Below are 23051 nucleotides of genomic sequence, written 5' to 3' on the forward strand. Positions count from 1 at the left end.
GCGTTAGGCTCCACTCGAGTCGACACCCAGGGAGCCCTCCATGCGCATGCTTGCCCGATTCCTCCTCGCCGTGCTCGTGGCGATGGCCCTCATCCAGCCCGGCCGGGCGCAGGCGTACGACGTGATCGGCGCCATCGGCGAGGAGTGGCGCACCGTGTCGCGGGTCAAGGTCGGCGAACCGATCACCTCGGAGGCCTGCTGGATCCGCGAGCGCGGGTGCTTCCAGCACTTCGAGCGCGGCTCGATCTATTGGACCTATCCGACGGGGGCCCATCACGTCCTCGGCGCCATCCGTGAGCGGTGGGCGGGGCTGGGGTGGGAGAACGCGTTCGTGGGCTACCCGACGACGGGCGAGGAGTGCTGGATCCGCGAGCGCGGGTGCTTCCAGCACTTCGAGCGCGGCTCGATCTATTGGACCTATCCGACGGGCGCCCATCCCGTGATCGGGGCCATTCGCGACCACTGGGCGCGCGAGGGCTGGGAGAACAGCCGCTGGGGCTATCCGCTCGGTGGCGAGGCGTGCCGCGACGAGCCCGGCGTACGCGTGTGCGACCAGCGCTTCGAGCGCGGCACGATCACGTGGCGCAGCGACCGCGGCATCGTGGTCGGCGTCGACTGCGCGGTGCAGAAGTGCGTGGCGCTGACCTATGACGACGGACCGTCGGCCCACACCAACCGACTGCTCGACACGTTGGGGCGCGAGCGCGTGAAGGCCACCTTCTTCGTCGTCGGCACGATGGTGGACAACAACCCCGCGGCCGTACGCCGGGCCTCCCAGATGGGCATGGAGGTCGGCAACCACACGATGAACCACCCGAACCTGTCGTCCTACGGCTATGCGGCCGTCCGCGCCCAGCTCGACCCGGTCAACGACCGCATCCTGCGCCATACGGGCCGCCGGGCGACGTGGATGCGGCCGCCGTACGGTGCAGGCAGCCCCACGGTCGACCGTGCGGCCGCAGACACGGGCCAGGGCGTCGTGCTGTGGAACGTCGACCCCTCCGACTGGCGCGACCGCGACGCCCGACTCATCACCGACCGCGTGCTGCGCGACGTGCGCCCCGGTGCCATCGTGCTGATGCACGACCTCCACGGCACGACCGTGGACGCGGCGCCCGGCATCATCGCCGGGCTGAAGGCGCAGGGCTATCAGATCGTCACGACGAGTGAGCTGGTCGGGCCTGCGGTTCCGGGGCGGGTGTATCGGTCGCGCTGACCGGCGTACGCCCGGCCGCGGCCGCCCACAACGCCCCGACCGACGTGCCCAGCCAGGATCCCAGCCGGTCCCACACCGGACGGGCACAGGCCAACGCGACCACGACGACCGCGATCATGCCGAACGCCGCGGCGCCGGCGGACAGCTTGGCGTCGTCGGTGTAGGCGAACTCGATGCGCCGACGGTCGTCGGTGCCGAGCGCCCAGAAGGGGGCGATCGAGCACCAGCCGACCCACAGCAGCCCGGCACCCCGCAGGGCGGAGGGGACGCGCGGGCCGACCAGGGCGAAGGCCATCGGGAAGACCCAGACGTAGTAGTGGTGCCACGCCACCGGAACGGCGGCGATGGTGGCGACGCCGGCCAGCGACGCGCCGAGCAGGGGGTGCCCCATCCGCGCCCAGCGGACGCCGGCGAGGAGGGCCAGCCCGGCCACCACCAGGCCGAGGACAAGGCCGATCCGGCTCGCGTCGACCCCGACGCCGAGGAAGCGCTGCACGGCGCTCTGCAGCGACTGGTTGTGGAGCCACCCGCGCGTGTCGGGAAAGAACTGCAGCGATCCCGAGGCGATGGTGGTCCAGTAGTGGAGCGAGCGGCCCGGCGCGATCGCGCAGCCCACGGCCGTCAGGCCCGCGAACGTGCCCGTCGCCCAAGAGGCCGCGCGGCGCCGGCCGGTGAGGAAGAGGTAGGGGATGAAGACCGCCGGCGTCAGCTTGATGGCGGCCCCGATCCCGACGAGCACGCCGACGGGCAGCAGCGGGCGACCCCCGCGTACGCGGTCGGCGACGAACCGGGGGCCCTCCACGACGTCGAGCAGCGCGAGGACCATCAGGACGATGCTGACCTGACCGAGCCCGACGTTGTGGCGGATCGGCGCCATCGCGATGACGGCCAGACACGTGGCGAACCCGTTGACCCAGCCGTTGAGGCGCAGCCGGTGGCCGAGCGCGAGGAGCGCGACCGCCGTGATGGCCTGCCACCAGGACTGGGCGGTGCCGAGCTCGACCACGCCGAGCGGTGCGGCGAGCGCGGCGGCGACGGGCGGATAGAGGAATGGCCACTCCTCGGGGCCCGCCGCATAGATGTTCCCCCCGGACAGGAACGCGTGTGCGGCCTTCACATAGACGGCGAAGTCCGGCATGCCGGGGCGCCAGGCGATCCAGCCCGTGTGGAACGGCTCGAGGAACACCGCGGCCACGAACCAGGCCACGACGGTGACCGCGGCGAGCACGGCCAGGCGGGTCAGCCACGCGCGGGCCTCACCCACGGGCGGCGGCAGCTCCAGCGGTCGCGGACGCCACAGGCCCCACAGGCCTGCGAGGAGGGCGACGCCCACGACGGCCATGACGCCGAGTCCGGACGCGACGAGGACGACCAGTTCCTGGCCCTCGTATGTCGGGCGCCCCTGGACCGTGGTCCAGGGGACGGCGGTGATCCACAGCGCCAGCGCCAGTGCGGCGGCCCGCAGCGCGGGGGCGGTGCCCCGACGCAGGACGCCGACGGCCAGGGGCAGCACGAAGACGAACACGGGCGTCAGCCCGATCGGGTGGACGGCGAGGCCGGCCAGGCCGGTGATGCCCACGGCGGTCCACGTCTGCCGGCGGCGCAGCAGCAGGCCGCCGGCGACGGCAGCGACGACGGCGACACCAGCGGCCATGGGCAGCGCTGTGGCCAGGGCCTGCTCGGTGCCGCCGGCCAGGCGGACGAGGGCCGCGGTGACCGACTCGTCGAACGGCTGGGCGATCTGGTCGGAGAAACCCAGCCGGCGCTCGGTGAGCATCCGCAGCCACCGCCCCGTGGAGCCCGCCGGAAGCCACCAGCGGGCGACCACCACGGCTGCGAACACGGTGACCAACGAGGTGGCGAGGGCCCGGAAGCGGCCGGCGACCAGCAGCATGATCCACAGGCCCGCCAACAGTGGTTCCAGGGCGATGGCGATGCCGAGGGCGATGCCGACCGGCCAGCGGTCCCCACGGGCGGACGGCCCGCGATCGGGCGATCGGACGAGGTCGAGCAGCGCGAGGCCGAGCAGCAGCGGGAAGGGGCTGCCATGGCCGAGTGCCTGGTGGAATGGCGGGAGGGAGAGCACGGCGGCCGCAGCCACCGTCAGCGTCCACCCCCGCAGCCCGGCCCGGTGCAACACGAGGAGGGTGACGAGGGCGACGAGGGCACAGAAGACCCATTGCATGGACCACGGCGACAGCCATGTCCAGCCGGCGCCGACGAGGGCGCCGAACGGGGTCCCCTCGAAGTGGACCTTCTCGGCGAAGGGGTTGGCCCCGGCCAGGACGGCGTCACCCGCGGCCCGCCACCAGTGCAACTCGGGCGTCTGGGGCTGCCAGGGCTCGCTGTAGGTCGCTCCCGGCCATCGCGTGACGAACCACGTGGCCGAGGCGAGGGGCGCGACCATCAGCAGCGGCCAGGCCCACCAGGGTGTCCGGTCGCCCTCGGCACGGGAGGACTGTGTCGAGGGGGCCAGACTGCTCATGGGCGGAATCCTCCCACGCCGCCGCGCGTCCGTCCGGCCATGCGCGAGGGCGTGCCGTAGGTTCGCCGCATGAACGATCGCACGCGCCGGCTGCTCGAGTGGCCCCTGCTGCTCGTCCTCCCCGTGGTCGTCGCCCTCTGGGCCGCCGTGCAGTTCAAACCCGGGGCCACGTTCGCCCCGTGGCGCCCCAACATGGAGGACCTCAGGGTCTATCGCCTCGCCGGCGAGTTCTTCGCCGCCGGCAAGGACTTCTATGACCTGCCGCACCCCTTCCCGTTCATCTATCCGCCCTTCGCCGCCCTCCTGTTCACCGTGCTGCCGTGGTTCGCAACGTTCACGATGATGGCCCTGTCGGCGATCGCGAATGCGCTCCTGACCGTGGTGATCCTGGCGAAGTGCGGGCTGCGCGGGTGGCCTTTGAGCTTCCTGTCCGCCGCCGCGCTCGCGTTCGCACCGCCGGTCAGGGACACGCTGGTGTTCGGCCAGCTCGGCATGGTGCTTGTCGCCGCCGGCCTCGTCGACCTCGTGCATCGCGAAGGCCCGGACGGGCGGCCGCGGTCGCCGTGGTGGGAGGGGATCCTGACCGGGCTCGCCACCGGCATCAAGCTCACGCCGGCGGTGCTCATCGTGATGTTGTGGGCCGCAGGCAAGCGGCGCGCGGCCATGGTCGCCACCGGCACGTTCCTTGCCACCGTCGCCGTGGGTTTCCTCCTGCGGCCGACCGAGGCGCTCGGGTTCTGGAGCAGCATCAGCGGCGGCGCCCGCGCCAAGCCGGACGCGTGGCTGGCCAACCAGGGCATGTTGTCCGGCTTCTACCGCTTCGTCGGCGCCATGGGGCCCGCCCAGACGCGCGTCGGGCTCGCGCTCATCGCCCTCGTCGTGGTGGCGGCCGTCGTCGCCGCGGCCCTGTGGGCGCGCCGCGGCCAGTGGCTGTACGCGGTCTGCCTCGCCGGCGTCGTCAGCGTGATGGCGAACCCCATCGCCTGGGTGCACCACATGGTGTGGACGGTCGCGCTCGCCGTCGCGGTGACAACCGCCGCGGTGCCGACGATCCTCAAGGTGATGGCGTGGTTCCACCTGTTCTGGGTGTGGGCCTCGGCGTGGTGGGTGTTGCCCTCGTCGACGCCGTCCGTCGTCGAGCTCGACTACACGTTCGCCCAGGCCACCCTCGCCGGCTTCACCGCGCTCTGGACCGTCGCCATGGTCGCCGTGGCCCTGGCGACCGCGGTCCTGCGTACGCCGTCCCGCCGCTGGGCCGCGTTGGTGACCGGCGCACCGGAGCCGGCTGCCGAACCGGTCCGCGCACCGGCGCCGGCCGAGGGCGGCGGGTCCACGGTCGCGTCGCGGTAGGATCTTCGGTGCGGTGCACGCCGCGCGCGCCGATAGCTCAGCCGGTCAGAGCAGGGGACTCATAATCCCTGGGTCGCGGGTTCAAGCCCCGCTCGGCGTACTCCCGCTCTTCTCCGTCTCGCGGTCCGTCTCGTCCCGCCCGATCCGCAGGAAGGCGAGGTCGGGCTCCCAGCGCGGCAGCAGCGGCTCACCGTCCTCGCGCCGGCGCAGCAGCGCCGCGGCGATCGCGAGGACGAGCAGCCCCGTGCCGAGCAGCGCGTCGCCCGAGTCCACCAGCAGCTGCCACTTCCGATAGGACATCTCCTTGAACTCGGGCAGCTTCGTGAACGGGGCGTGGGCGATCCACAGGCACGTGAACACGGCGTACGCGCGCAGCCAGGTGGGCAGTCGGCTCCCCGACCGCAGGGCGATCACGAGGATCGGCAGGGCCCACACGAAGTGGTGGCTCCACGAGATGGGCGAGGCCAGCAGCCCGGTCAGGGCGGCGAGGCAGACCGCGAAGTCCTCCTCGCCCGTCCGGTGCCACAGGACGGCCGCGATGATGCCGATGACCGCGACCACGGCGGCGATGGCCAGGCCGCCCGCGGGGATGCGGTCGACGTCCTCCTTCGTCCAGCGCACGTAGTTGCCGACGATCGACTGGTTGGTGACGAACTTCAGGCCCACGTTGATGCCGGAGTCACCGCGCAGCAGTTTGCCCCAGAAGATCTGCGACTGGCTCGGCATGAGCACGAATCCCACGACCGTGCAGGCGACGAACGAGAAGAAGATGGTCAGCGCCGTGCGGACGCGCCCGGCCAGGAAGAGGTAGACGGCGAAGATCGCGGGGGTCAGCTTGATGGCCGTGGCCGCGCCGGTGAGGGTGCCGCGGGGGAGCAGCCGCCGGAAGGGCAGGATGCGGTCGCCGCCGAACAGGTCCAGCAGCACCAGGGCCATCAGGAAGAGGTTCACCTGGCCATAGCCCAGCGTGTGGCGGAGGGGCTCGATGAACCAGACCGCGGCGGTCGCGACGGCGCTCAGCTTCCACCCGCGGAACCCGAGCCGGTGGACCATCGCCACCACGACGGCCGTGTTCAGCACCAGCCAGCCGATCTCGGTGGCGAGCCTGGGGGCCAGCGCCAGGGGAGCGGCCAACAGCGCGGCGAACGGGGGATAGATGAAGGGGTAGGTGTTGGGGATGGGCTGATAGACGTTGCCGTGGTGGAGCATCGTCTTCGCCGTGCGGATGTAGACGTCGAGGTCGATCATGAACCCGATGTCGGTGAATCCGGCCCACAGGGTGGCCACGATCGGCGGGATCGCCAACAGCACCCAGGTCAGCGCTCTCACAGCGGCCTTCACGAATGTGCACTCCCTCCGGGGGTGGTGGCGCCGGACGGGCGCGGCCACGGGACAACCATGGCAGCGATGACCGCTGCCATGCAGGCCAGCGCGCCGCCGCAGGCGAGGAACTTCTCGCCCACCGAATAGAGGTGCTGTTCCGCCTGCGCCCACGGCGCGCCGGTCAGCACGGAATACGGCAACCACTGCCACCACAGCGCCGCCAGCAGGGCGAGCAGTCGCAGCACCATGGGTACGCCGGCGCGCCACGCGCCGATGACCAGCGGCACGACCCACGTCATGTGGTGGACCCACGCGATCGGGTTGGCGATGCTGGAGGCGAGACCCAGCAGGCCGACGCCCAGCCACACGTGGCCCTCGCGGACGCAGCGCCGGGCGGCCAGCAGGGCGATCCCGACGAGGATCGCCGAGAGGGCGAGCCCGCCGAGCGTGTGTTCGACGCCGAAGAAGCGCTGCCAACCGCTGAGCATCGACTGGTTGTGCAGCCAGCCGAAGGCGTCAGGGTTCGCGCCCGAGTCACCGTGGAGCAGGCGGCCCCAATAGCCGGCAGCGGGTTTGAACAGTCCCACGAGCCCGATAACGATGGTCGCCGCGAACGTGCCGCCGGCGACCAGGCCGGCGCGCCGCCTGCCGAGGAGGAACAGCAGGATGATGAACACCACCGGCGTCAGCTTGATCCCCGCCGCGAGGCCGACGAGCAGGCCGACGGGCAGCCAGCGTGGGCGCGTACGCCGTGCCGCGTCCGAACCCTTCGGACCGCTGTCGAGCACGTCGACGAGGCAGGCGACCATCAGCAGGATGCCGAGTTGGCCGAGCCCCAGCGTGTGGACGAACGGCTGCACGAGGGTGAGCAGCGCCGTGGTGATGACCGGCAGCCGCCACCCGCGTACGCCGAGGCGCCGCACCAGGGCCCAGACCGCGGCGGCATTGAGCGCGGCCCATCCCATGGTCGTCACCGGGGCGGCGAGCGGCGCGAGGACGAGGGACAGCAGCGCAGCGAACGGGGGATAGATGAAGGGGAACGAGTTCGCGAGGGTGTACGGGTCCTGTCCCGCGAGGATCGCCGAGGCTGCGCGACGATAGACCTGCAGGTCTTCCATGCGCGGGTCGAAGGGGCTCGACTTCGAATAGTTCGACGACGCCCACAGCGCCCCGAACCACGGCAGCAGGGGCCAGGCGAGGACGGCGGCCCCGGACGGCAGCCGAGGCGGGCGGCGCCTCACGCGAGCCACCCGTCAATGGTCGCGGCGACCGCGGAGTCGACGTTCGACCCGATCTGCACCGCAGGCACGGCGGCCAGGGCCGGGTGGGCCGACGCCATGACATGGGGCAGTCCGGCCCACTGCAACATGTCGAGGTCATTGGGCATGTCGCCGAAGGCTGCCACCTCGGCGGCGGTGATGTCGAGCGAGGTGGCGTACTCGTCGATCATGGTCGCCTTGGTGACCCCGGGCGCGCTCACCTCGAGCAGGCCCACGCCGCCGAAGGCGCTGTGGGTCACGGTCAGCCGGTCGCCGACGATGCGCCCCGCGACGGCGGCCAACTCTTCGGCACCGAGGGCGGTGTGCTGCACCAGCAGCTTCACGAAGGGCTCGGTGACGAGGGTTTCGGCGGGAGCGCTGAAGAAGCGTGCGTCGCCGCCGATGTCCTCGAGGTTCATCCACGTCTGATAGTTCGCCTCGAAGCCGAATCGCAGGCCCTGTTCGACGGCGAAGGCCGTGCCAGGCACGGCGGCGCGCAGTTCCTGGACGACTTCGAGGGCCACGTCACCGGGCACGTCGTGGCGTCGCACCGCGGCGCCCGCGGACAGGTCCCACAGCAACGCGCCGTTGCTGGCCACGACGACGGGGTCGATCATCGGGAGGCCGGCGACCACGTCCAGCCACCGCGGCGGACGTCCCGTGGCGAAGATGACGCGCAGGCCCGCGTCGCGGGCCCGCGCCAGCACCGCGCGGCTCGCCTCGCTGACCGACCCGTCGGGCAGCAGGAACGTCCCGTCGAGGTCGGAGACGACCAGCCGCGGGGGGCGTACGCCATTCCGGGCGGCGTGAGGGGCGCCGATCACCACGTCGCTGCTCACATCTTCGAGGGGGGCGTGGGGGTGCCGGCACCGGGCGAACCGGACGGCGCCGGCGACGGGGACCCGGACTGGGGGCTGGGCGAGGCCGAGCCCTGCGTCGGGCTGGCCGAGGAGCTGGCGGTCGATGAGGCGGTCGAGCTGGCCGTGGACGACGCCGTCGAGGTGGCCGTGCCGGTGCCGCCTGCCTGCGGCGGCGGACTCTGCGGGGGTTCGTCCTTGAAGATCCAGATCGCGATGAGCACGGAGGCGAGTGCCAACAGCATCATCAGCAGCCACGAGACGAGGATCGAGACCCAGCCGGCGCGGTCGTGGCGGCCCGGCCACGGCAGCGGCCAGACGCGCGACAGCCCGGGCCGCGAGTCGTCGAGCCAGTGGAGGCGGTAGTCGGGTCCGGCGGGGCGCCCGCGGTGGGGCAGCATGCTGAGGTCGACCTCGGTGAGCAGGCCGAGGGCGGCGTCGGGGATGCGCCGGCCGCCGTCGTGGCTCAGGGCCACCCAGGGCGCCAGCGGCACGTCGTCGTCGGGGTGGACCGGGTCGTCGTCCTCCGACCGGAACCGCTTGCCGAGCCGCCCCTCGTCCTGCTCGTGTCCTCCGCGCGCGGGGACGTCGTCGATGTGCATGCGGTTGATCAGGCCCGAGAAGCGGTCGCGAGCGGCCTTGTCGCCCGCGGCCCCCTTGGACAGTTGGACCAGGACGACAGGCTCGTCGTCGGTGACCGTGCCTCGGGAGAGGTGGGGTCGGCCGTCGCCGTGGGCCAGGTAGGCCGCCCCGGACGGGCGACGGTGGACGACGCCGTCGATCCAGTAGTCGCCGATGCGCGGCGGGTCTTCGGGGAGCAGAGGCGTCACCGGCGCGCCGAACGGCTTCGGCGGGCTCTCGTCTGACGGGCTCATGCGGTCCTAGTGGGTGGCGGCGGTCGGCGTACGCGCACCATTGTGCCCCATCGCGGGGCGCGGACGTGTGCCATCGGCGGGTGCGTCCGGCGCAGCCAGCGCGCGGTGCGGGCCGGTCCGTGCACCGTGCGCGCGCTGGTGCGAACCGACGACTTGGGTAGGGTGGGCGCAACCAAGTCGAGCCACAGGAGATGTGCGTGAGCAGTCCGGAATCGCGGCAGGCCCCCGACAGCCAGGAGGCGGCCCGTCTGCTCGGCGAGGCCATCGGGCAGGTCCAGCGCGTCATCGTCGGCCAGGAGCACATGGTCGAGCAGTTGATGGTCGCCCTGCTCGCGAAGGGTCACTGCCTGCTCGAGGGTGTGCCGGGTGTGGCCAAGACACTCGCGGTCCGTTCGTTCGCGACCGTCGTCGGCGGCGACTTCGCGCGCGTCCAGTTCACGCCCGACCTCGTGCCGTCCGACATCGTCGGCACGCGCATCTATTCGGCCTCGCAGGAGAAGTTCGACATCGAGCTCGGCCCGGTGTTCGTGAACTTCGTCCTCGCCGACGAGATCAACCGCGCGCCGGCCAAGGTCCAGTCGGCGATGCTCGAGCTCATGGCGGAGAAGCAGGTCTCGATCGGTGGCCGCACCTACCCCGCTCCGAAGCCGTTCATCGTGATCGCCACCCAGAACCCGGTGGAGTCCGAGGGCGTCTATCCGCTGCCGGAGGCCCAGCGTGACCGCTTCCTGCTGAAGGTGGACGTGCCCTATCCGCGCGGCAACGAGGAGTTCGAGATCCTGCGCCGCATGTCGGTGAGCCCGCCCGAGGCGAGCCCCGTGCTCGACCCGGAGCGCATCCTGAAGCTCCAGGCCATGGCGTCCGACGTGTTCGTCCACAACCTGGTCGCCGAATACATCGTCCGGCTCGTGCTGGCCACGCGTACGCCGGCGGAGTTCAACATGCCCGACCTGACGTCGGTCATCCAGATCGGCTGCTCGCCGCGCGCGACCCTCGGCCTCGTGGCGGCCTCGCGCGCCCTCGCCCTGATCCACGGGCGCGACTACGTGCTGCCGACCGACGTGCAGTCCGTCGCGAAGGACGTCATGGCCCACCGCCTCGTGCTGGGCTTCGACGCCGTGGCCGACAACATCAGCCCGGTGCAGGTCGTCGAGCGCATCCTGGCGATGGTCCCGCCGCCCACGCCGGTGTGGAACAACCAGCAGCGTCAGGCCAGCCACGACCAGCACCACCACCAGCCCGAGTTCCGCGGCTGAGCGGAGTCTCCATGAGCCAGCCCGCAGATGGCGGAAAGGGTGCCAAGCCGCAGGGCCCCGCCGATCCCATCGTCTCGGTCCCCACCGGGGCGACGCTGCCGCTCCACCAACTCGCGCCCGAGGCCGCCCTGCGCCGGCTCGAGCTCGCCATCGTGCGCCGCCTCGAGGGCTTCCTGCACGGCGACCACCAGGGCCTGCTGCCCGGGCCGGGCTCCGACACCAACGACGCCCGCATCTACCAGCCGGGCCAGGACGACGTCCGCAAGATGGACTGGGCGGTGACCGCGCGTACGACGATCCCGCACGTCCGCGACACGATGGCCGACCGCGAGCTCGAGGTGTGGGCGCTGCTCGACGTGACCCCGTCGATGAACTGGGGCACCGAGGGCGTCACCAAACGCGACCTCGGCATCGCCGCGATCGCCACCATCGGCTTCCTCTCCCAACGCATGGGCGATCGCTTCGGCGGCATGATCATGCGGCCCGAGGGTGTCCGCCGCATGCAGGCCAGGTCGGGGCGTACGGCGCTCTATGGCCTCCTGCGCCGCATGCTCGACGAACCCATCGTGCCCGACCACGCGGTCGGGACCTTCGACCTGCCGGAGGGCATCGAGCAGCTGGCCCGCACCCAGCGGCGCCGCGGCATGCGGGTGGTCGTGTCCGACTTCCTCACCCCGGGCGACCACGAGCTCGACCCCGAGGTCCCTCCGCCGTGGGAGCGGCCGCTGCGGCGCCTCGCGGTGCGCAACCAGGTGCTCGCCATCGAGGTCGTCGACCGGCGTGAGCTCGAGTTCCCCGACGTGGGCGAGATGCTCATCCGCGACCCCGAGACCGATTTTGAACGCTACGTGAATACTGGAGACGCGGCGGCCCGTGCCCGCATGGACGCCGCCAGCGCCGCCCAGCGCGAACGCATCCGCGCGTCGTTGCGCCGGGCCGGCGTGGGCCACATCCAGCTGCGCACCGACCGTGACTGGGTGGCTGACATCGCACGCTTCGTGCTGGCGTACAGGCGGGTCGCCAGCATGCTCCACGCACCGCCGCAGGGGGTGGCCCGATGACCGACCTGTACGCCCTGGCCATCGAGTTGCCCCATTTCGAAGTGCGCAACCGCCTGTGGTGGCTGCTCGCGATCCCGGTCTTCGTGGCCCTCTACGTGGTCCTGACCCGTCTGCGGAACCGCCGTGGCATGCGCTTCACCAACACCTCGATGCTGGGTGCGGTCGTGAAGCCGCAGTCGCAGTGGCGCCGCCACCTCGCGGTGGCGCTGTCGCTGCTGTCGCTGGTCACGCTCACCATGGCGTTCGCGAAACCGAAGGCGACGATCGACGTACCGCGCGAGCGGGCGACCATCGTCGTCGTGCTCGACGTGTCCCAGTCGATGGCGGCCAAGGACGTGAAGCCCGACCGCATCACGGTGGCGAAGCAGGCCGCGATCGACTTCGTGAACTCACTGCCGGCGAAATACAACGTGTCGTTCGTGGCCCTGTCCGGCAGCCCGTCGCTGGTCATCCCGCCGACGCTCGACCGCACCTCCATCAACGCGGCGATCGAGCGCGCCGAACTGCGGGACTCCACCGCGATCGGGGAGTCGATCGTGATGGCGCTGCGGGCGCTCGACCTCGCCCCGAAGGACCGGGCGAACCCCAACGAGATCGCCCCCGGCGCCATCGTCATGTTGTCCGACGGGACGAACACCATCGGCCGTCCGGCCGAGCAGGGCGCCCAGGAGGCGGCGCAGGCGAAGCGCAAGATCTACACGATCGCGTACGGCACCGAGAACGGCTACGTCGACTTCGAGGGCAGGCGTGAGCTGGTGCCGGTCAACCATGACCTCATGAAGAAGATCGCCGCGCAGACCGAGGGCGAATATTTCAAGGCGGCCACCCCCGACCAGTTGAAGAAGGTCTACACGTCGATCGGCACGTCGGTCGGCTATGAGAAGGCCGAGCGCGAGGTCACGGCCCAGTACGCCGGCTATGGCTTCGGTTTCGCCGTCCTGGCGGCCCTGTGCGCGATCTCGCTGGCCGCGAGGTGGCCGTGATGGAGCTGATGACGATGATCACCCCGCTCGCCGCGCCGTCGTTCGGCGATCCCCAACACCTGTGGGGTCTCCTGCTGGTCCCGGTGCTGGCGCTCGCATACCTCGGGTTGCTGCGCCGTCGATCGACCCGCTCCCAGAGCCAGCTCGTGAGATCGGTCGACCGCCCATGGGTGCGCCACCTCGCCGTGGGCCTCGCGCTGGCGAGCCTCGTCAGCCTGACGCTGGCATGGGCCCGACCGCGCGCCGAGACCGACGTGCCCCGCGAGCGCGCGACCGTGATCGTGGTCATCGACGTGTCCCTGTCGATGGAGGCCGATGACGTGCCGCCGAACCGGCTGGCCGCGGCCAAGGACGGGGCGAAGGAGTTCGTGAACTCGCTGCCCCCTGGGTTCAACGTGGCGCTGGTCGAGTTCGCGGGCAGCGCGGCGATCGCGGTGCCGCCCACGACCGACCGGGGCATGGTCCTGGGCGGCATCGACCGCCTCACCCTGCGCCGCGCCACCGCCATCGGCGAAGGCATCTGGGCGGGCCTGGACACCCTGCTGATGGTGCCGCCCGACCCCAAGGATCCGAAGGCCAAGACCCCTGCGGTCATGGTGGTGCTGTCCGACGGCGAGTCGATGGCCGGGCGTTCTCCCTATGAGGCGGCCCGCGAGTCGAAGAAGCGCGGCGTACCGGTCCACACCATCGCCTACGGCACCAACCACGGCTACATCTATTCAGAGGGCTCGCGCGTCCGTGTCGCGGTCAACGTCGAGCAGCTCCGGGAGATCGCGGCCGAGGGCGGCGGCAAGGCGTACGAGGCCCCGACGGCGGAGGAGCTCCGCAAGACGTACGCGGACATCCGCCGGTCGGCCGGCTCGGAGAAGGCCTATCGCGAGATCACGGGCACGTTCGTGGGCTACGGCCTGGCGTTGGCGATGCTCGCGAGCCTCGGCATGATCTCGCTGGGCGCGCGATGGCCGTGAGCGGCGACATCGCGGCGAACCTCGCCGCCGTACGCGCCCGCATCGACGCGGCCTGCCGTGCCGCCGGTCGCGACCCCGGCGAGGTTACTTTGCTCCCGGTCTCGAAGACCCACCCGATCGACCTGCTCGAGGCGGCGTACGCGGCCGGGGAGCGGACGTTCGGCGAGAGCCGCGTCCAGGAGGCCGAGTCGAAGGCGGAGGCGTACGCGGGCCGCGGCGTGCGCTGGGTGTTCATCGGTCACCTCCAGACCAACAAGGCGAAGAACGTGGCCGCGTTCGCCGACGAGCTGCAGACGCTCGACTCGCTGAAGCTGGCCGAGGCGCTCGACCGGAGGCTGCAGGCGCTCGGCCGCGGGCTCGACGTGCTCGTGCAGGTCAACGCGTCGGGCGAGGAGCAGAAGTCGGGCCTGGCGCCCGACGACGTGCCGGAGTTCGCGCGTCAGTTGGGGGCGTACGCGTCGCTGCGGCCGCGCGGGCTGATGACGATGGCGATGCAGTCCGACGACCGGGCCGAGGTGAGGGCCTGCTTCGGGCGGGTCCGGGAGCTGAGCGAGAGGCTGCGCGCCGACGGCGTGCCGGGGGAGTGGGACACGCTGTCGATGGGCATGTCGGGCGACCTCGAGGAGGCGATCGCCGAGGGGGCGACCGTGGTGCGCGTGGGGACGGCGATCTTCGGGTCGCGACCGCCGGCCTAGACGTCGGGGGCCAGCGGGGTCAGACGACCTCGTGCAGCCAGCGGACCGGCACGCCGTCGCCGGCGTGGCGGAAGACCTCGAGCTCGTCGTCCCACGGGCGGCCCAGGAGCTTGTCGATCGCGTCGTGGAGCGGCTCGCCGCGCAGCGCCTCGGCCACGACCGCGGCCCTGAGGCGGTCCTCGGGAACCAGGATGTCGCCGTGGACGCCGGTCATCGCGTGGAAGACCCCGAGCGTCGGCGTGTAGGACCAACGGGCTCCCTCGCCGGGCGCGGCCCCCTCGTCGGTCACCTCGAAACGGACTCGCTGCCAGCCCTTGAGGGCCGAGGCCAGCGCCGCTCCGGAGCCGGCGGGGCCGGTCCAGGACAGCTCCATGCGATAGGCCGCGCGCTCGGCGGGCTGGGGGGTCCAGTCGACGTGTGGGCGCATGCCAAGGACGCCGCCGACGGCCCACTCGATGTGCGGGCACAGCGCAGACGGCGCAGAGTGGACATACAGGACTCCACGGGTCGTGCTCATCGGTTCCTCCCAGGCGTTGAGTTGTGCCTTCCCCAGCATCCTCAACACTCACGGGTGAACCGTGGGTCCATTGTGCATCACGTTTCACACCAGCACCAGTGCCGATGGGCCGCGAGCATGACGCGGACCCTGGGAGTGGGTTCGCGGCGCACCTCGGGGTTCGCGCTGGACCGTGGGCGTGAGCGCGAACCCCCAGGGTGACCTCGAACCCCGCATGTGGGGTTCGGTCTGCACGCCAGGGTTCGTCCTCAACGCTGGGGTTCGTGCCGCGCCCCCGGGTTCGTGCCCGGCGGCTTCACGCCGCCCGCGTCACAGCGGGATGTTCGTGTGCTGTCCGCGCTCCCCGTGGTCGGCCTCGCCGATGGCCCGCGCCAGCGCGGACCGCGTCACCGACGGCGACACGATCTCGTCGACGACGCCGATCTCGACGGCCTTCTCGACGCCGCCGGCGATGCGCTCGTGCTCGGCGGCCAGCTCGGCCTCGACCTGGGGGCGGATGTCGTCGGGTGTCTCCGCCAGCTTGCGCCGGTGGAGGATGCGTACGGCTGCGACCGGTCCCATCACCGCGACCTCCGCGCCGGGCCACGCGTACACCTTCGTGGCGCCGAGCGACTTCGAGTTCATTGCGATGTATGCGCCGCCGTACGCCTTGCGCGTCACCAGCGTCACCCGCGGGACGACGGCCTCGGAGAACGCGTGCAGCAGCTTGGCGCCGCGGCGGACGACGCCGTCCCACTCCTGGCCCACGCCCGGCAGGTAGCCGGGAACGTCCACGAGCACGACCAGCGGTACGCCGAACGTGTCGCACATGCGCACGAACCGCGCGGCCTTCTCGGCCGACAGCGAGTCGAGGCAGCCACCGAGGCGCAGCGGGTTGTTCGCGACCACGCCGACCGTACGCCCGGCCAGCCGGCCGAGGGCGACGGTCACGTTGGGCGCCCAGCGCGCGTGCAGCTCGACGACCGAGCCATCGTCCAGGAGCCCGTTGATGAGCGGGTGCACGTCGTACGCCCGCTTGGGAGACTCCGGCAGGTGTGCGGTGAGGTCGTCGTCGGCCACGTCGGCGGCGACGGCCCCCTGGTCGGCCAGCAGGGACACCACGGAGCGACCCTGCTCGATGGCCTGCGGTTCGTCGTCGGCGACGAGGTGGACCACACCCGAGCGACGGCCGTGGGTGTCGGGGCCGCCGAGGCGGAGCATGTCGACGTCCTCGCCCGTCACCGAGCGGACGACGTCGGGGCCGGTCACGAAGATGCGCCCCTCGGGCGCGAGGATCACGACATCGGTCAGCGCCGGCCCGTACGCCGCGCCGCCGGCCGCGAAGCCCAGCACGATCGAGATCTGGGGGATCTTGCCGGAGGCACGCGTCATGGCGTGGAAGATCTCGCCGACGCCGTCGAGCGAAAGTACCCCCTCGGCGAGGCGCGCGCCGCCCGAGTGCCAGATGCCGAGGATCGGCACGCGGTCGGTCATCGCCCGCTCGTACGCCGTGACGACCGCCTTGCAGCCGTCGACGCCCATCGCGCCGCCCATGACGGTCGCGTCGGAGCAGAAGGCGACGACGCGGCAGCCGTTGATGGTGCCGACGGCCGAGAGCATGCCGGACCCGTCGTCGGGCGTGATCAGCTCGAGCGACCCCTCGTCGAGCAGCGCGGCGAGGCGGGTGTTCGGGTTGCGGGGGTCCTGTTCGCGGGGAACCTTCACCTTGGCCGCGGGCTTCGCGTCGACCTTCGCGGTCTGGGGATCAGTGGTCGTGGTCACGAGCGCGCCTCCGAGGCGTTGGCGTTGGTGAAGGCGAGGGCGACGTTGGGGCCGCCGAAGCCGAACGAGTTGTTGAGCGCGGCGAGGTCGCCCGGCCCGAGCGGGCGCGCGGTGTTCGCGGCGATGTCGATGCCGAGGCCGGGCTCCATGTTCTCGAGGTTGATCGTCGGCGGGACGAGGCGGTGGTGCAGCGCCAACACCGTTGCCAGGGACTCCATCGCGCCGGCGGCGCCGAGCAGGTGGCCGGTCATCGACTTGGTACCGGTGACGACGGCCGACGTTCCTTCGCCGAGCGCCTGGCGCATCGACCCGGCCTCGGTGATGTCGCCCTGCGGCGTCGAGGTGGCGTGGGCGTTGACGTGCGAGACATCTCCGGCCGCGAGGTCGGCGTCGGCGAGCGCCTTGCGCATCGCGGACGCCTGGCCGGCCCCGCTCGGGTCGGGCTGCACCATGTCGTGGGAGTCGGCCGACAGGCCGGCGCCGGCGAGCGTGGCATAGATCCGCGCGCCGCGGGCCCGGGCGTGCTCGAGCTCCTCCAGCACGAGGACGACGCCGCCCTCGCCCAGCACGAATCCGTCGCGGTCGACGTCCCACGGCCGCGAGGCGCGCTCGGGGTCGTCATTGCGGCGCGACAGGGCCTGCATCTGGCCGAACGCCGCGATCGGCAGCGGGTGGACGACGCCCTCGGTGCCGCCTGCGACGACCACGTCGGCGCGCCCGAAGCGGATGATGTCGAGCGCCTGCGCGAGCGCCTCGTTCGACGACGCGCACGCCGAGACCGGCGTGTGGACTCCCGCCTTGGCCCGGATGCGCAGCCCCACGTTCGACGCGGGCGCGTTGGCCATCAGCATCGGGATGGTGAAGGGCGAGACCCGGCGTACGCCGCGCTCCTTCATGGTGTCCCAGTTCTCGAGCAGGGAGTGCAGGCCGCCGATGCCGGTGCCGATGGAGACGGCCGTGCGCTCGGGGTCGAGGTCGTTCTCGTCGCCGAGCTTCAGGCCGGCATCGGCCCACGCCTCGAGGGCGGCGACGACGGCGAGCTGGGAGGAGCGGTCCATGCGGCGCGCCTCGACGCGCGGGATGACCTCGCCCGGGTCGACGACGCAGCGGGCGGCGAACTTCGTGGGCAGGTCGGCGGCCCAGTCCTCGGTGATGGCGTGGACGCCGGATCGGCCCGACGTCAGGCCCTCCCAGGTGCTGGCGACGTCGCCGCCCAGGGGAGTCGTGGCGCCGAGGCCCGTGATGACAACGGTGCGGGTCATGTCCTGCTCCAGGGTTCGTGGTGGTGGGGTGGAGAGTGTGGCGAGGGGAGTGGGTGTGGGCCGCGCGGGGCCGGTCCGGATCGCGGACCGACCGCCACGCGGCAGGTGCCCAGGTGATCGGGACCCGGGCGGGGGTGGGCCGTGGGGGTGCGGCCCGGTCTGGGGTCAGGCCGGCGCGCGCTCGATGAACGCGACCGCGTCACCGACGGTCTTGAGGTTCTTGGCCTCCTCGTCGGGGATGGACACCCCGAACTTGTCCTCGGCGGCGTAGATGATCTCGCTCATCGCCAGCGAGTCGGCGTCGAGGTCGTCGATGAACGACTTGTCCAGCTGGACGTCCTCGACGGGGACGTTGCAGACCTCGTGGACGATGTCGGCGAGCTGGCTGCGGATCTCTTCGGTGGTGGCCATGCTGTGTCTCCTTGTGGTGGATCTGTCGTGGTTCATGGTTCCCCGGGCCCAAGGGCCCGGAAGTCTGTGATTCCCTGTGTGGGCGGGAAATCCGGCGTACGCCTGCTCAGGGCAGCCGGACCACCTGGCCCGCGAACACCAGCCCCGCGCCGAAGCCGACGATCAGCGCGAGCTTGCCGCTGACGTCGACGCCGTGGTCGTGGAACGCCTCGATCGCCAGCGGGATCGACGCCGACGACGTGTTGCCCTGCTGGGCGATGTCGCGGGCGACGACGACGTGCTCGGGGAGGCGGAGCGTACGCATCATCGCGTCGATGATGCGGTTGTTGGCCTGGTGGGGGATGAAGATCTCGAGGTCGTCGGGCGTGAGACCCGCCTGCTCGAGCATCTCCAAGGTCTGGCGGGCGACGAACGTCGACGCCCACTTGAACACCGGCTGGCCCTCCATGGTCAGCTTGGGTGCTCCCTCGCCGGGTTCGTCATAGCGGCGATCGGAGTTGATGACGTGGGCGTTCGCGCCGTCGGAGCCCCACACGACCGGGCCGATCTCAGGCACGTCGCTCGGCCCGACGACCGCGGCGCCCGCGCCGTCGCCGAACAGGAACGCGGTCGAGCGGTCGGAGGTGTTCGTGTGGTGCGACAGCGTCTCGGCGCCGATGACCAGCACGTGGCGCGCGTGACCGGCACGGATGAGTCCGTCTGCCTGCGCGAGGCCGTAGCAGAAGCCCGCGCACGCCGCCGAGATGTCGTACGCGGCCGCGTGCGTCCCGAGTCGGTGGGCGAGGATCGGGGCGAGGCTGGGCGTGACGAGGCTGTGCGACACGGTCGAGACGATGATGCAGTCGAGGTCCTCGGCGGTCAGGCCCGAGCGTTCGAGGGCCTGGAGCGCGGCCGCGTACGACATCTGCTCGAGGTCCTCGCCCTCGGCGACCCAGCGGCGCTCGACGATGCCGGTGCGCTGCTCGATCCACTCCGGGGTGGAGTCGATCATGGTGCACATCTCTTCGTTGGTCACCACGCGGCTGGGGCGGTAGGCGCCGGTGCCGAGGATCTTCGCGTACGTGCCCTCGGTGGTCTTGATCTGGGTGCTCAATGGGAGACCTCCGTGGCCTGGGCGTTCTCGGTGGACGGATAGAGGCGCAGCAGCGGCTGGCCCGGGGCGACGGGGTCGCCGTCCTCGACGAGCCACTCCGTGAGCGTGCCGCCGTGGGGCGTGGTGACCGTGGACTCGTCGCGCAGGGTCGCGACGGTGCCGATGGCGGCGCCGGGCGGCAGCACGGCGCCCTCGACGATGCCCTCGGTCGGCGTGAAGTGGCCCTTGCCGGGCGAGACGACCAGGCGCCACGTCGGGGTCGCGTACAGGGCCGACGGGGTCGACGGCTCGCCGTGGCGCTGGACGAAGTCGATGGCGTCGTGGATCTGGTCGGGGGTCTTCAGCGCGAAGGTCTCGACGCCCTTGAGGTTGCGCTTGGCGATGCCGGTCAGCGTGCCGGCGGGCGGCAGCTCCAGCAGGCCGGTGACGCCGAGGTCGAGCATCGTCTCCATGCAGAGGTCCCAGCGGACCGGGTTGGCGACCTGGGCGACGATGCGGCGAAGCACCTCGCCACCGTCGGACACGACGGCGCCGTCGGCGTTCGAGAGGAGGCGTACGCGGGGGTCGTGGGTGGTGATCGCGGCGCTGAGGCGCTCGAGGTGGGCCACCGCCGGGGCCATGTGGACCGTGTGGAACGCGCCCGCGACCGACAGCGGCACGAGACGGGCGCGGTGGGGCGGGTCGGCGGCCAGCGCCGCGAGCTGCTCGACGGTCCCGGCCGCGACGACCTGGCCGGCGCCGTTGTTGTTCGCGGCGGTGAGGCCGTGCTTGTCGAGTGCGGCCAGCACCTCGGCGGCGTCGCCGCCGATCACGGCGGTCATGCTCGTCGGCGTCGCGGCCGACGCGGCGGCCATCTGGGCGCCGCGCTCACGCACCAGCACCATGGCCTGCTCGGCCGAGAGCGCGCCGGCGGCCGCGGCGGCGGTGATCTCGCCGACCGAGTGGCCCGCACCGACGCCGACGACGCGGAAGGCCTCGGCGGGGCTCGGGAACAGGGCGAGCGCCGCGACCATGCCGGAGGCCACGAGCAGCGGCTGGGCGATCGCGGTGTCACGGATGGTGTCGGCGTCGGCCTCGGTCCCGTAGTGGATCAGGTCGATCCCGCTGACGGCCGACAGCCACTCGAGGCGGGCGCGGAAGCGGGGATCCTCCAACCAGGGGGTGAGGAAGCCGGGGGTCTGGGCGCCCTGACCGGGCGCAACGATGGCGAGCACGGTTCAACCCTGCCCAATCGACGCGCCGGATGCGCGCACCGACATCACGAAAACGACACGGCGATGTTGTGGGGTTCCTACAAGGTCAGCGCAGCAGGCGCCCCAGCGTCAGCGCGATGCGCAGGACGTACGCGTCCCTCGCGTCGAACGGGCTGAAGCCGGTGACGTCGTGGATGCGCTTGAGGCGATAGCGCACGGTGTTGGCGTGGACGAACAGCGCCCGTGCCGATCCCTCCACCGAGGCCCCCTGGTCGAAGAACGACACCAGGGTCTCCAGCAGCCCTCCGCCGGCGTCGCTCAGCGGACCGAACACGTCATGGGCCAGCGCGCGCCGGGCGTGGCCGTCGCCCGCGAGCGCACGCTCGGGGAGGAGGTCGTCGGCGCGTACGGGCCGCGGCGCCTCGGGCCAGGCGACCGCCGCGCGGAGTCCGGACAACGCCGCGCGGGCGCTGCCCGCGGCGTCGACGAGGTGGTCGACGACGGGACCGACGACCACCGGACCCGGCCCGAAGTGCTCGAGCAGCTCGGCGACGGGGGAGACCGCGTCGCGGGCGAGCGCGTCGCCGCCCATCACCATCACCAGGCGATCGCCCTGGACCGCCGAGAGGAGGTCGAGCCCCGAGCGCTGGGCCCGGCGGCGCAGGCGCTCGCCGAGGCGGGGCTCGTCGGCGTCGGGAGCGGGGCCGACGGCGACGGCGACCGAGGAGGCGGTGGTCCAGCCAAGCGTGGACGCGCGCGACAGCACGGTCTCGTCGGACTCGCCGCGCACGAGCGCATCCACGACCAGCGCCTCGAGCCGCGCGTCCCACGCGCCTCGGGTCTCGGCGGCGCGGGCGTACACCTCGGCCGCGGCGAAGGCGAGCTCGCGGGAATAGCGCAGCAGGGCCTCGTGCGCCGCGGCACGGTCGCCGCGCGGGAGGACCTCCGAGAGCTGGGTCTCGACGACGTCGATCGTGGTGCGGACCAGCTCGACGGTGTGGTGGAGCGTGATGTGGCGGGCCAGTGCGCGCGGGGCCTGGGCGAACACCTCGAGGCCGGACGCCTCCGACTCTGGGTCGGCGAACCACTGCACGAACCCGTCGATGCCGGCGCGGGCGACGACCCCGACCCAGGAGCGGTTGTCGGCGTCGAGCGCGGTGAACCAGTCGTGGCGGCGCTCCATCTCGGCCAGCGTCGCGGTGGCGATCGTGCCGGACGCCGACGTCAGCCGCTTCGTGACGGCCTGGCGCTGCCGCGACGACAGCTGCGGCGGGCGTGCGCCCCGGGGCTCGGTCATGGAGTCGAGACTAGCGGGATCGCTAGGGTGGGTCCGTCCCTCGGACAGGGCACGGACCGCACGGTCCGGGCCGCGGGGGCCGGACGAGGAGGTGGGCGTGGATCCCGTCGACGCACTGCGCGAGATCGGCTTCTGGCTCGAGCGCTCGCGCGCCGACACCCACCGGGTGAAGGCCTATCGCCGGGCCGCCGACCAGGTCGCCGAACTGACCCCCGAGGCCCGCGCCGACCACCAGCGCGCGGGCGACTGGGGGTCGCTGCCGGGTCTGGGGCCCAAGACCGCGACCGTCGTCGGACAGGCGGTGGGCGGGGGAGTCCCGGCGTACCTGGAGGAGCTGAGGGCCGCGGGCGAGAAGCCGCTGGCGACCGGCGGCGAGGCGATGCGTACGCAGTTGCGCGGCGACCTGCACTGCCACTCGACGTGGTCCGACGGGGGCTCGCCGCTGGAGGAGATGATGCTGACGGCGCGTCAGCTGGGCCACGACTACTGCGCCATCACCGACCACTCGCCGCGGCTCAAGGTGGCGCGCGGGCTCAGCGCCGAGCGCCTGCGCGAGCAGCTCGCGCTGATCGCCGACCTGAACGACGCGATGGACGGATTCCGTGTGCTGGCGGGGATCGAGGTCGACATCCTCGACGCCGGTGGGCTCGACCAGGAGCGCGACCTGCTGGGTGAGCTCGACGTGGTCGTCGCGTCGGTCCACTCGAAGCTCCGCATGGACTCGGAGTCGATGACCCACCGGATGGTCACCGCCATCGCCAACCCCGCCACGAACGTCCTGGGTCACTGCACCGGCCGGCTGATCGAGGGGGACCGCGGCACCCGCCCGCCGTCGGACTTCGACGCCGAGATCGTGTTCGAGGCCTGCAAGCAGTTCCAGGTCGCCGTCGAGATCAACTCGCGGCCCGAAAGATGCGACCCGCCCGACGAGCTGTTGGCGCTGGCGATCGAGGTCGGCTGCTTCTTCTCGATCGACACCGACGCGCATGCGCCGGGCCAGCTCGACTTCCAGCAGTACGGCTGCGAACGTGCGGTGCGCCTCGGCGTCCCCGCGGAGCGGGTCGTCAACACCTGGCCGGTGGACCGGCTGCTGGAGTGGTGCGCGAAGGGCTGAGCCCGGCGTACGCCGCCTCTTTACCTGCGTGTAACCCGGGGACCCTAGGTTTTGGTCGTCCGACTCACGATCACT

19 protein-coding genes, 1 tRNA gene and 1 pseudogene are annotated in these 23051 nt (G+C 72.0%); 9 read left to right on the forward strand and 12 right to left on the reverse strand.

Features of this window, described 5'->3' with window-relative positions; all coding sequences use genetic code 11:
* Positions 1-40: 40 nt before the first annotated feature.
* The gene (locus tag ACYVAG_RS05335) at positions 41-1216 is read left to right on the forward strand and encodes a polysaccharide deacetylase family protein (protein ID WP_460767539.1); all 1176 of its coding nucleotides are present in this window, start codon (positions 41-43) and stop codon (positions 1214-1216) included.
* Here ACYVAG_RS05335 and ACYVAG_RS05340 read toward each other — a convergent pair.
* Positions 1158-3701 carry a glycosyltransferase family 87 protein gene (locus tag ACYVAG_RS05340; protein ID WP_460767542.1) on the reverse strand — a complete coding sequence of 848 codons (2544 nt, stop codon included), beginning with the start codon at positions 3699-3701 and terminating at the stop codon, positions 1158-1160. The genes ACYVAG_RS05335 and ACYVAG_RS05340 overlap by 59 nt on opposite strands.
* 69 nt (positions 3702-3770) lie before the next feature.
* On the opposite strand from ACYVAG_RS05340, the gene ACYVAG_RS05345 reads away from it, so the two are divergent.
* Positions 3771-5051 (forward strand): glycosyltransferase 87 family protein, encoded by a 1281-nt coding sequence (locus tag ACYVAG_RS05345; protein ID WP_460767545.1) that lies wholly within the window; start codon positions 3771-3773, stop codon positions 5049-5051.
* Between the two features lie 26 nt (positions 5052-5077).
* Positions 5078-5151 (forward strand) — tRNA-Ile (locus tag ACYVAG_RS05350).
* Here the strand turns inward: ACYVAG_RS05350 and ACYVAG_RS05355 are convergent.
* Genes ACYVAG_RS05355 through ACYVAG_RS05370 form a run of 4 tightly spaced genes read right to left on the reverse strand, consistent with a single transcriptional unit; the run spans position 5133 to position 9365 of the window.
* Complete coding sequence (locus ACYVAG_RS05355) at positions 5133-6440, reverse strand: glycosyltransferase 87 family protein (RefSeq protein ID WP_460767547.1); 1308 nt, start codon at positions 6438-6440, stop codon at positions 5133-5135. The two genes, ACYVAG_RS05350 and ACYVAG_RS05355, sit on opposite strands and share 19 nt — an antisense overlap.
* Positions 6389-7624 (reverse strand): glycosyltransferase 87 family protein, encoded by a 1236-nt coding sequence (locus tag ACYVAG_RS05360; RefSeq protein ID WP_460767550.1) that lies wholly within the window; start codon positions 7622-7624, stop codon positions 6389-6391. Before ACYVAG_RS05360 ends, ACYVAG_RS05355 begins: the two co-directional genes overlap by 52 nt.
* Positions 7612-8472 (reverse strand): HAD family hydrolase, encoded by an 861-nt coding sequence (locus ACYVAG_RS05365; RefSeq protein ID WP_460767553.1) that lies wholly within the window; start codon positions 8470-8472, stop codon positions 7612-7614. Before ACYVAG_RS05365 ends, ACYVAG_RS05360 begins: the two co-directional genes overlap by 13 nt.
* Entirely contained in the window at positions 8469-9365 is an 897-nt protein-coding gene (locus tag ACYVAG_RS05370) for a hypothetical protein (protein ID WP_460767556.1), read from the reverse strand. Before ACYVAG_RS05370 ends, ACYVAG_RS05365 begins: the two co-directional genes overlap by 4 nt.
* 227 nt (positions 9366-9592) lie before the next feature.
* Here ACYVAG_RS05370 and ACYVAG_RS05375 point away from each other — a divergent pair.
* The 5 genes and pseudogenes from ACYVAG_RS05375 to ACYVAG_RS05395 all read left to right on the forward strand — a co-directional run.
* Positions 9593-10621 (forward strand): annotated as a pseudogene (locus tag ACYVAG_RS05375) (AAA family ATPase); the annotation flags it as partial.
* 11 nt (positions 10622-10632) lie between these two features.
* On the forward strand, positions 10633-11682 hold the full coding sequence (locus ACYVAG_RS05380; RefSeq protein WP_460767559.1) for a DUF58 domain-containing protein: 1050 nt from the start codon (positions 10633-10635) through the stop codon (positions 11680-11682).
* Complete coding sequence (locus ACYVAG_RS05385) at positions 11679-12665, forward strand: VWA domain-containing protein (RefSeq protein WP_460767563.1); 987 nt, start codon at positions 11679-11681, stop codon at positions 12663-12665. The genes ACYVAG_RS05380 and ACYVAG_RS05385 overlap by 4 nt, the downstream gene beginning before the upstream one ends.
* Entirely contained in the window at positions 12665-13633 is a 969-nt protein-coding gene (locus ACYVAG_RS05390) for a VWA domain-containing protein (protein ID WP_460767566.1), read from the forward strand. Before ACYVAG_RS05385 ends, ACYVAG_RS05390 begins: the two co-directional genes overlap by 1 nt.
* Positions 13630-14328 carry a YggS family pyridoxal phosphate-dependent enzyme gene (locus tag ACYVAG_RS05395; protein WP_460767569.1) on the forward strand — a complete coding sequence of 233 codons (699 nt, stop codon included), beginning with the start codon at positions 13630-13632 and terminating at the stop codon, positions 14326-14328. Before ACYVAG_RS05390 ends, ACYVAG_RS05395 begins: the two co-directional genes overlap by 4 nt.
* 19 nt (positions 14329-14347) lie before the next feature.
* Here the strand turns inward: ACYVAG_RS05395 and ACYVAG_RS05400 are convergent, their stop codons facing one another.
* The 7 genes from ACYVAG_RS05400 to ACYVAG_RS05430 form a co-directional block, all read right to left on the reverse strand.
* Positions 14348-14845, reverse strand: a complete 498-nt coding sequence (locus ACYVAG_RS05400) for a DUF3145 domain-containing protein (RefSeq protein ID WP_460767572.1) — start codon at positions 14843-14845, stop codon at positions 14348-14350.
* A gap of 309 nt (positions 14846-15154) precedes the next feature.
* Entirely contained in the window at positions 15155-16606 is a 1452-nt protein-coding gene (locus ACYVAG_RS05405) for an acyl-CoA carboxylase subunit beta (RefSeq protein WP_460767575.1), read from the reverse strand.
* Complete coding sequence (locus ACYVAG_RS05410; protein WP_460767578.1) at positions 16603-17868, reverse strand: beta-ketoacyl-[acyl-carrier-protein] synthase family protein; 1266 nt, start codon at positions 17866-17868, stop codon at positions 16603-16605. Before ACYVAG_RS05410 ends, ACYVAG_RS05405 begins: the two co-directional genes overlap by 4 nt.
* Before the next feature lie 165 nt (positions 17869-18033).
* The gene (locus ACYVAG_RS05415) at positions 18034-18279 is read right to left on the reverse strand and encodes an acyl carrier protein (protein ID WP_460767582.1); all 246 of its coding nucleotides are present in this window, start codon (positions 18277-18279) and stop codon (positions 18034-18036) included.
* Between the two features lie 106 nt (positions 18280-18385).
* On the reverse strand, positions 18386-19372 hold the full coding sequence (locus ACYVAG_RS05420) for a beta-ketoacyl-ACP synthase III (protein WP_460767585.1): 987 nt from the start codon (positions 19370-19372) through the stop codon (positions 18386-18388).
* Complete coding sequence (locus ACYVAG_RS05425; RefSeq protein WP_460767588.1) at positions 19369-20586, reverse strand: acyltransferase domain-containing protein; 1218 nt, start codon at positions 20584-20586, stop codon at positions 19369-19371. The genes ACYVAG_RS05420 and ACYVAG_RS05425 overlap by 4 nt, the downstream gene beginning before the upstream one ends.
* An 85-nt stretch (positions 20587-20671) precedes the next feature.
* On the reverse strand, positions 20672-21862 hold the full coding sequence (locus ACYVAG_RS05430; protein WP_460767591.1) for a PucR family transcriptional regulator: 1191 nt from the start codon (positions 21860-21862) through the stop codon (positions 20672-20674).
* 97 nt (positions 21863-21959) lie between these two features.
* On the opposite strand from ACYVAG_RS05430, the gene ACYVAG_RS05435 reads away from it, so the two are divergent.
* On the forward strand, positions 21960-22976 hold the full coding sequence (locus tag ACYVAG_RS05435) for a PHP domain-containing protein (RefSeq protein WP_460767593.1): 1017 nt from the start codon (positions 21960-21962) through the stop codon (positions 22974-22976).
* The last annotated feature ends 75 nt before the right edge of the window (positions 22977-23051 follow it).

It is taken from the genome of Mariniluteicoccus flavus, from assembly GCF_054776655.1.